Genomic DNA, 8,402 nt, shown 5'->3' on the forward strand with positions numbered 1-8,402 from the left:
CAGCACGGTGAAGGCCTGCGTGTCACTCACGGCCCGGGGGATCGCTTCCTTGGCGACGAACGGCAGGGCGTGCATGGCCTCATCCCGGACGGCTTCAGGGCTGTCGCACTCACTCCCCTCTGGGTCCCGGCGAAGTGCCTCCCCATCGTGGATGTCGAAGTAGTACCGAGCCACAGCCGTCTCACGTACACCAAGTCGAAGAGGTAAAGCGGCTGAAGGCGCGATGTGTTGCTATGTGAAAGCATCAGGCTCACCCGAGGATGAGCGCTTGTGTCTGCAAACGGATGGGAACCAGACACTCGTGTATCAACTGCTGAATGTCGGCTGGCCTCAGGAAGCAATCTGCCGGCGTGGCACACTCGTATAAGGGCAGCGTATGAAACCGGTGGCCACTCCCGGAATGCCGCTCAGCATCGCTCAGGCAGAAGTGTAAGAAGCATGACATTCGATGGGTGCGTCGTTCCGGCCAAGGTAAAACTGATCTACGTGAACAGCATGCATCATGAAAGGCGGTAGGATAGCAGTCATCGCGGTTCCGATTTCCTGCATACCGCGACTGAGAGCATCAAGCTTCCGCCTCGACTGGTCGAATTGCCGTGCCACGCTTCCACTTCCACATTTTCGACGGCCAAGACCGACGCGATGAGGACGGCACCGAGTTGCCGGACTTCCAGACTGCTCAGGTCGAGGCGATCCGTTTCGCCGGGGAGATCCTGAAGGATGAGGCGCACCGCATCGCGCTCGGTAAGGAGTGGCGCATGGACGTCACCGACGAGAGCAACATGATCCTGCTGCGGCTCGACTTCTCCGCCGTCGCCGCGCCGGCCGCCCCGCGTAGCTCCGGGTGGACACTGCAGCCGGTCGCCTGACGTGCTCGCCGGCTCGTGCGATGAGACAGCACGCGGACGCGTCCGATGGGCACGGCAAGGACGGCGCTGAGAACATCGTCACCCTTCGTTGCGGTCTATACGAGCTGCAGCGCAGCCTATGCGGCGACCCGTCCGCCCTGGTGCAGGTAGTTGGGCCGGAACTCCGCCAGGGCGCGCAGCCGCGGCAGGTCGAGGATCTTCAGCTGCCGCCGCTTCAACTCGATCAGCCCCGCGCGGCGGAAGTCCTGCAGCGTGCGGTTCACGTGCACCGGGGTGATCCCAAGCGTGTCGGCCAGATCGATCTGCGTGAGCGGCAGCGCGTAGGTGTCCTCCGAGGCGCATCCGACCGCCTGCAGACGCAGGAGCAGCTCGCAGAACAGGTGCGCCATCCGCTCCGCGGTCGAGCGGCGGCCGACGTTGACCAGCCACTCGCGCAAGGTCGCCTCGTCGACGAGTTGAGCTTTGCGCAGCCCTCTGGCGATCTGCGGATGATTGGCCAGCAGATCGGCCACGGTCTCGGGTGAAAGACGCACGACCTCGCAGGCTGAGAGCGTGCTGATGGTGTGATCCATGGTGTCGAGCAGCGCGACGTCGAGGTCGCACAGGTCGCCCGGCACGAGGTAGGCCATGATCTGGCGCGCGCCGGTCTCCCGCAGCTTGTGGCGGCAGGCTAGACCGGCCATCACCAGGAACACGCCCGCAGGCTCGTCGCCCTCGCGCACGAGATCGGTGCCGGGCGCCACGAGGCGCGTCTCCGCGCTGATCCGCGCGAGCATGGCCCGGTCCGCCTCGGTCAGGGACGTAAAGCCCTCCAGCTTGCGGATCAGCGGATTGCCCGTGGCGGTGCTCGGATAGAGCGAGCGGATGGACGCGGTCGGCTGCGAGCCCGGGGCCTCGGTCGCCAGTGCGGGCTCCGAGGCGGCCAGCTCATTCACGCTGATGACCACGTCCTCGGCCACGGCCGGCTTGTTGAACCAGGGCACGCCCTGGAAGTCGCCGGCCGTGCACTGATCCTGCCGACAGCCCGAGTGGACGAGGAACGGCACACCGCGTTGGCGCAACGCCCGGGCAAGCCCGGTGCAGCGGCCATCCTTCAGCACCACGTCGATGATGGCCAAGGTCGGCTTCTCCTGCACGAGCAGGCGCAGCGCCTCGGCTTCCGTGCCCGCGGGACCAAGCACGCGGTAGCCCGCTCGCTCCAGGGCGTCGCTCAGGTCCGTGCCGATGACGGCATCACCCTCCGCGAGCAGGATTGCCGGGCGGCGACCTATCGAATGCATGCAAGGCTCCGGCAAGCTGAGCCGTTTGCCTATCCCAATCGTGCATGGCTCAGTAACATCGGCTATAAACACAGCTTAGAGTGGTTTTGAAGGTGCCGCTGACCTCCGGTGTGGTATCCCACCGTCCGCAGTGTTCGATCCATGACCGATTATATTCCCGCATTGCAATCGCCAAAGGCGCACAGTTACTGAAGTCATCGTCTGCCGATGATCCGGGCGCAGGCGCTTGGGAGACTGCGTGTGCTCTTGCCCCAGCAGGGAGCAGAGGCGTGTCCCAGGCTCAGCACTCCAGCATCCGCAATCGCCTGCTGAAGGCGCTCTCGCAAGACGACTTCGCGCTGCTCCAGCCGCACCTGCAGCTGATCACGACCGAACTGCGTCAGCCGCTGATCCCGTCCAACACCCCGGTCAAGCAGCTGTTCTTCCCCGAGGTCGGCTTCAGCTCGATCACGACCCAAGGCTCGGGCGGCCGGGTCGAGACTGGCCTCATCGGCCGTGAAGGGCTGATCGGCGCTTGGCCTATCCTGCTGGGCTCGGACCGCACGCCGCACGACCAGTTCGTCCAGAACGCGGGCGAGATGCTGGTCATCACCACGGAGGCGCTGTGCGCGGCCATCAGCCGGAGTGCGAGCCTGCACAAGCTTCTGCTTCGCTTCATCCAGGTGCAGATCACGCAGACGTCCCAGACAGCCTACGTGAACGCGAGCCAGACCATCGACGTGCGCCTCGCCCGCTGGCTGCTGATGTGCCACGATCGGATCGACGGCGATGACATCCGGATCACCCACGACTTCCTGTCGCTGATGCTGGGGACGCAGCGCTCCAGCACGACCCTGGCGGTGCAAGCGCTGGAGGGCCACCGGCTGATCAAGGCGCAGCGCGGGAAGATCACGATCCTGGATCGCGAGACGATGGAGCAGGTGGCGGACGACGGCTACGGCCTACCCGAGGCTGAGTATGCCCGCCTGATCGAGGGCGCCTGATGGCGCGCTTCTTCTTCAACGTCCGGCATCGTCCCGGACCCGAGGGTCTGGCCGTAGACCCGGAAGGCGAGGAGTTTGCAGACCTGAATGCCGCGCGTGAGCGTGCGCTGTCGCAGGCGCGGATCATGGTCGCGCGGGAGCGTCACACCTTCATCCGGGACTGGATGGGGTGCGCGTTCGAGATCATGGACGAGGGCGGCCAGCCGGTTCTCACGGTACCGTTCAGCGACACCGTACCCGAGAGTGACTTCGACTGAGCGCGATCTGCGCTGTTCCAGCGAGACAGGCGGACGGCCACTCTGCGGCTCTGCTACCGGACAGCGGACCTTCCCAGGGCCTGCTTTATGCGAGGCGATTAGACGACGGCCTCGGTCGGAAGCGGTCATAAACGCCGATCTGCTAGAGGCGCACCCATAGTGAACCGGCGGTGCCGGCCTTTATCCGCATGCCCATAGTGTACCGAGGCTGGCGCATAGATCGCAGAGCTGCGCCACGTCGCGAGCCGGTCTTGGCGGCACGCCAGGGACAACCAATCTCAGAGGCTTGGTTCAAGGTCCACCCGCCGCTTGATCGGATCGCCGAGCACCATGTGGCGGGTGGCCTGTCACGATGGAGGAACCGATGATGCGCCTGACGCAGTCGCTACGCCCGTTCTATGACCATCTGTGCTCGCGGATCGCGGCATCTGCCGCGAGACACGAAGCCGAGGCGGCGCGCCTCCGGGCTGAACTCGCCAAGCACTCTGGAGGGCGGATCGAAACCGCCCGCTGAGATCCCGTCCGCAGACACGCCTGTCCGCTGATCGAAGCAGACCTCAGCGGACAGGATCTCGGGCGGCTCTGCGCTTGCCGTAGAGGTATGCCCTAGGCGGCCGGAATACCGAACGCCTTGCGGTCTGGTCCGCCGCCGAGACGGCGATCTTCCGCCCCACCTTGCTGGTTGCACGGGAGTAGGGCCGGAGAAGCGCTGTGAACCGATACGCCGTCCTGGTCTGTGCCGCGCTTACGGTGGCTGTCGTACCTGCTGCAGGGCAACAGCGCCTAAAGTCTGAGAAGGCTCGGATCCTCGTCGAGACCGTCGCTCGTGGCCTTGATCATCCGTGGGGTCTCGCTTTCTTCAGCGACGGGCGCATGCTCGTGACAGAGCGCGCCGGCCACCTCCGCATCGTCTCGCCTGACGGGCAGGTGTCTCGGCCCATCGCTGGCGTGCCGCGCGTCTATGTCTACGAGGGCGGGCTTCTAGACGTCGCGCTCGACCCCAAGTTCACCGAGAACCGCCTCGTCTACCTGAGCTACGGAGAGCCGCGCGAAGGCGGGGCCGCAACCGCTGTCGGACGTGCTCGCCTCAACGCGGCCAATGCCGCACTGGAGAACTTCCAAGTCATATTCCAGCAGCAGCCAGCCGTGGCAAACGCAAATCACTTCGGCTCGCGCTTGATCTTCGCGCCCGATGGCAAGCTGTTCATCTCGACCGGAGAGCGGGGCAACAGTGACTTAGCTCAGGATCTCTCGACAGATCTGGGCAAGCTGATCCGCATCAACCCGGACGGCTCTGCGCCGCCCGACAATCCCTTCGTGCGGCGCAAGGGCGCCCGGCCTGAGATCTGGACCTACGGCCACCGCAACATCCAGGGCCTCGCATTCCACCCGGATACAGGTGCGCTCTGGGAGGGAGAGTTTGGCCCGACCGGCGGAGATGAGATCAACATCATCGAGCCGGGTCGCAACTACGGCTGGCCTCTGGTCAGCTGGGGAGAGAACGCGGACGGCAGTGCGATCCCGCGGCCACCGACGCGACCTGACCTCGTGGACGCCATCTACCACTGGACGCCCTCTGTCTCGTTCTCGGGCATGACCTTCTACACGGGCAACGCCATTCCGAGTTGGCGCGGAGACTTGCTGCTGGCTGGGCTCGCCTCTCAAGCTCTGATCCGCCTTACACTCGACGGGACACATGTGACCGGGGAGGAGCGCGTTCCGGTGGGCGAGCGCATTCGGCACGTTGCTCAGGGTCCTGACGGCTTCGTCTACATCCTGACTGACGAGGACGGGCGCATCCTGCGCCTCAGAACGGATCGTTGAAGCTGCATTTGTCCGTCACAGCGTTGCTAACGGACAGGAACGAAATCGGGTGGTGGAGCGCGCAGCAGCATCCCGTGCTGCAACTGAACGGAGCAGGCCTCGCGTGGTTGGATTGCGCAAGCTTCGCCCGGCCAGCGCCGCTGCGCCCTACAGGAAACACACACGTTGTCCGGCAATCTCCTGCTCGTGCTCTGGTTGTCTCTGGTCATTGTGGGGATCGGCGCGATGCAGTGGGGTGCCTCTCGTGCCTCGGAGGCTCTTGATGCCTATGCCGGCCGCGCCGGCATGCGGGGCACAGTGATGGGCGCGCTGCTCGGCATGGCCACCGCAGCCCCGGAAATCTCCGTCAACATCGCCAGTGTCGCGTTCGGATGGCCTGACCTGGGGCTTGGGGCTGCGCTGGGTTCCAATGTTCCGGCACTGCCACTCATCGTCCTGCTCTCATGGCTGTCACTCCGCTCGGCTCACAAGCCGGGGAAAGCCGCCCAGGACCCCGCGCTGAAGCGGACCTCGGTCAGCGCTGCGGCAGTCGAGCCACACCTGCCTGTCGTCGCGCCGGCGGCGGTGGAGGTGCAAGCCGTACCCTACCTGCTCATCGTCCTGCTGCTTGCAGCACTGACCCTTCCACCTCGTTGGGCGGGCCTGCAGCCACTCGATGGGCTCCTGCTGTTGGCAGCTTGGAGTGTGTATCTCGCCCGTGCGTTGCTGCGTCCGCGCAAAGCACGGGCGCAGCCCCACACCGCCAACAAGACCCCGCTCGCCCGCGCACTCCTCGCTGTGCCCGCAATCGCCTTGGGAGCGCTGGCCAGTGTCGTAGCCGCGCGGCGACTGGCGGACGCCTTCGGGGCGTCGGACCTGGTGGTCGGGTTGTTCGTCATCGGTCTGCTCTGTGCCCTGCCGGAGAGCTTCGCCGCTTGGCGCCTTGCTCGCGAGGGCAAGACCACCACCGCTGTCTCCACCGCCATGGCCGACGGCATCGTTTCCCTGACCGTTGCATTGATCCCGCCGGCCCTGGCTGGCGCGTCGGTTGGTAATCCGGCGCTCTACCTTGTGAACTTAGGCTTCCTTGTCTTCGTGCTGCTGGCCTACATCGCACTCAACCATTTCCGGCATGGACAGGAACTCGGGCCAAGCCGCGTTTGGCTGTTTGTCGGTGCTTACGCGGTGTATCTTGGTGCTGTGTTCTATCTTCTGGCGCGGTGAGTATCGTGGGTCCATGTGGCGCCCAAGAGAGAGCTGAGCCGCGACCTTACAGAACTGCTTGAAGCGACGCTTCGTCGTTCGTGCACTTACGGAGCGCGCGTTGGTTGCGGCGGCGTCGTAATGAGGCGTGCCCCGCGACGGTAGGTCAGGTAACGCCAGAGCCACTGCAGCGAGACGCGCACGCGCTGAGCAAAGTCTACCAGCAAGACCACATGTACCGCCGCCCAGAGGAGCCAAGCTGCGAAGCCTCTGAGGCGCCGGCCCCGCCCAAAATCGAAAATTGCAGCGTGACGGCCGACGATGGCGGCGTTACCGCGGTTGTGGAAGACGAAGGGCGGCAGCGCTGTTCCACGCGTCAGGTTCGCGCGCAGGGCGCGGCCGAGATGCGTCCCCTGCTGCTGAGCGACTTGGGCTAATCCGGGTAGAGGCCGTCCTGCGTCATCGAGACAGAGTGCCGTGTCACCGAGCGCGTAGATGTCTGTTTTGCCCACCACGGAGAGGTCTTCCGCCACGGGGATGCGTCCGCTTCGATCCGCCGTGAGTCCGAGCCAGGACGCCGCCGCCGAAGCGCGCACGCCCGCCCCCCAGATCATCGTTGCAGCCGGGATCAGCGTTCCCGCGATGGTCACACCGGCGGCATCGATCCTCTCCACTGCCTTCCCCGCCATGATCGTCACGCCCAAGCGTTCAAGCGACCGCCGCGCGTAGGAAGCCAGCGTTTCAGGAAATGCGGCAAGGAGGCGTGGTCCCGCCTCTACGAGAATGACACGCGCCGTAGCCGGATCAATATGGCGGAAGTCACGTGCCAGGGCGTGGCGCGCCAATTCAGCGATCGAACCTGCCATCTCGACCCCGGTTGGGCCGCCGCCCACGACCACAATGGTCATCAGCCGCTCCTGCTCCACCGGATCCTGAGCCCGCTCCGCCAGCTCGAAGCTTTGAAGGACGCTGGTGCGGATCGCGCGCGCCTCCTCGATGCTCTTCAGCGAAGGCGCATAGGAAGCCCAGTCATCGTGGCCGAAGTAGGTGCTGGTCGAGCCTGTGGCGATCACTAAACGGTCGTAGGTGATCGCCTCGCCATCTGTGAGGTGCACCTGCTTCTCCGCAGTATCCACTCCGGCAACCCGGCCCATCACCACGCGGACGTTGGAGTAGGGTGCCAGGATGTGGCGGATAGGCTCGGCGATATCGGCCGGGGATAGAGCGGCGGTCGCGACTTGGTACAGAAGTGGGACGAACAGGTGGTAGTTGTTGCTGTCAATCAGCGTGACCGGGATCTCCGATCCGGCCAGAGCCTTCGCCGTCGCGAGACCGCCAAAGCCTGCGCCTATAATGACGACATGGGACAAGCCAGTTCGGGCCGAGTGCATCTGATTAGACATGACTGCTGAACCGTTCTCGGCTCGCGAGGTATCCGGGCTTGCGGGACGCCTTCGCCTGAACGGGGCTCTGCGGGCGCTGCTGCGCCGAGTTGTGGTGGGGATGCAGCCTCTCGTTTCAGGGCGGGCAAGGTAACCATCAGCCAGTGAAAAGCCGGGTTTACCGAACCTGGCCGCATTCAGGCTGGTTGCTCGACTACATGGCCTCGGGCTCAGAGCGGTTGACTGTACCGATCCACCGCCTCCGCCTGATGCGGGAGGCCAGGTGTATGGGATCGAGGACGGCATGAGCGAGATGCACTCTCTGGACGAGGCTCGCCTCCAGCCGCCGGGCGCGCCCGAAGTCGAGCTTGCTGCCGAGACACGCACCCTGGTTGTCGGCCCCTATCTGACCCGCAACGCGGCGGCCCAGGCGTCAGGCGCGGCCGAAGCCCAGAACCTGCGCTCCGTGGAGGCGCGGCTCGACGAGGCGACCGGACTCGCCGCCGCGATCGAACTCGACGTGGTCGAGAGCCTCGCCATCAGCCTGCCGCGGATCCGCCCCTCGACCTATCTGGGCAAGGGCCGAGTCGAGGAGATCGCCGGCCTGATCCGCGCCCGGGAGATC

Annotated in this window: 10 protein-coding genes; 7 read left to right on the forward strand and 3 right to left on the reverse strand. The window is 65.3% G+C overall.

The window, feature by feature from the left end:
• A partial coding sequence (locus MFF58_RS32690; protein WP_444543585.1) for a DUF6894 family protein occupies positions 1-174 on the reverse strand: 174 nt, incomplete at its 3' end.
• A gap of 422 nt (positions 175-596) precedes the next feature.
• Here MFF58_RS32690 and MFF58_RS30740 point away from each other — a divergent pair.
• A complete protein-coding gene (locus MFF58_RS30740; RefSeq protein WP_238293996.1) occupies positions 597-869 on the forward strand; it encodes a DUF6894 family protein in 273 nt (90 codons plus the stop codon).
• Between the two features lie 116 nt (positions 870-985).
• Here MFF58_RS30740 and MFF58_RS30745 read toward each other — a convergent pair whose 3' ends face one another.
• Positions 986-2,149, reverse strand: coding sequence for a helix-turn-helix domain-containing protein (locus MFF58_RS30745; RefSeq protein ID WP_238293998.1), 1,164 nt, complete (start codon positions 2,147-2,149; stop codon positions 986-988).
• Positions 2,150-2,418: 269 nt separating this feature from the next.
• On the opposite strand from MFF58_RS30745, the gene MFF58_RS30750 reads away from it, so the two are divergent.
• The 5 genes from MFF58_RS30750 (at position 2,419) to MFF58_RS30770 (ending at position 6,416) form a co-directional block, all read left to right on the forward strand.
• Positions 2,419-3,132 (forward strand): Crp/Fnr family transcriptional regulator, encoded by a 714-nt coding sequence (locus MFF58_RS30750; protein ID WP_238294000.1) that lies wholly within the window; start codon positions 2,419-2,421, stop codon positions 3,130-3,132.
• Entirely contained in the window at positions 3,132-3,389 is a 258-nt protein-coding gene (locus tag MFF58_RS30755) for a DUF6894 family protein (protein ID WP_238294002.1), read from the forward strand. Before MFF58_RS30750 ends, MFF58_RS30755 begins: the two co-directional genes overlap by 1 nt.
• Positions 3,390-3,753: 364 nt before the next feature.
• Positions 3,754-3,903 carry a hypothetical protein gene (locus tag MFF58_RS30760; RefSeq protein ID WP_238294004.1) on the forward strand — a complete coding sequence of 50 codons (150 nt, stop codon included), beginning with the start codon at positions 3,754-3,756 and terminating at the stop codon, positions 3,901-3,903.
• Positions 3,904-4,100: 197 nt separating this feature from the next.
• Positions 4,101-5,213: a PQQ-dependent sugar dehydrogenase gene (locus MFF58_RS30765; protein WP_238294006.1), complete on the forward strand. Its 1,113-nt coding sequence runs from the start codon at positions 4,101-4,103 to the stop codon at positions 5,211-5,213.
• A 165-nt stretch (positions 5,214-5,378) separates the two neighbouring features.
• Complete coding sequence (locus MFF58_RS30770) at positions 5,379-6,416, forward strand: sodium:calcium antiporter (RefSeq protein WP_238294008.1); 1,038 nt, start codon at positions 5,379-5,381, stop codon at positions 6,414-6,416.
• Positions 6,417-6,502: 86 nt separating this feature from the next.
• On the opposite strand, the gene MFF58_RS30775 is transcribed toward MFF58_RS30770, so the two are convergent.
• Entirely contained in the window at positions 6,503-7,765 is a 1,263-nt protein-coding gene (locus tag MFF58_RS30775; RefSeq protein WP_238294010.1) for an NAD(P)/FAD-dependent oxidoreductase, read from the reverse strand.
• A gap of 316 nt (positions 7,766-8,081) precedes the next feature.
• On the opposite strand from MFF58_RS30775, the gene MFF58_RS30780 reads away from it, so the two are divergent.
• Positions 8,082-8,402, forward strand: a 321-nt coding sequence (locus MFF58_RS30780; RefSeq protein WP_505744328.1) for an HflX-like GTP-binding protein, incomplete at its 3' end; no start/stop codon positions are given.

The organism is Methylobacterium longum (genome assembly GCF_022179385.1).
GTDB classification, from domain to species: Bacteria; Pseudomonadota; Alphaproteobacteria; order Rhizobiales; family Beijerinckiaceae; genus Methylobacterium; species Methylobacterium longum.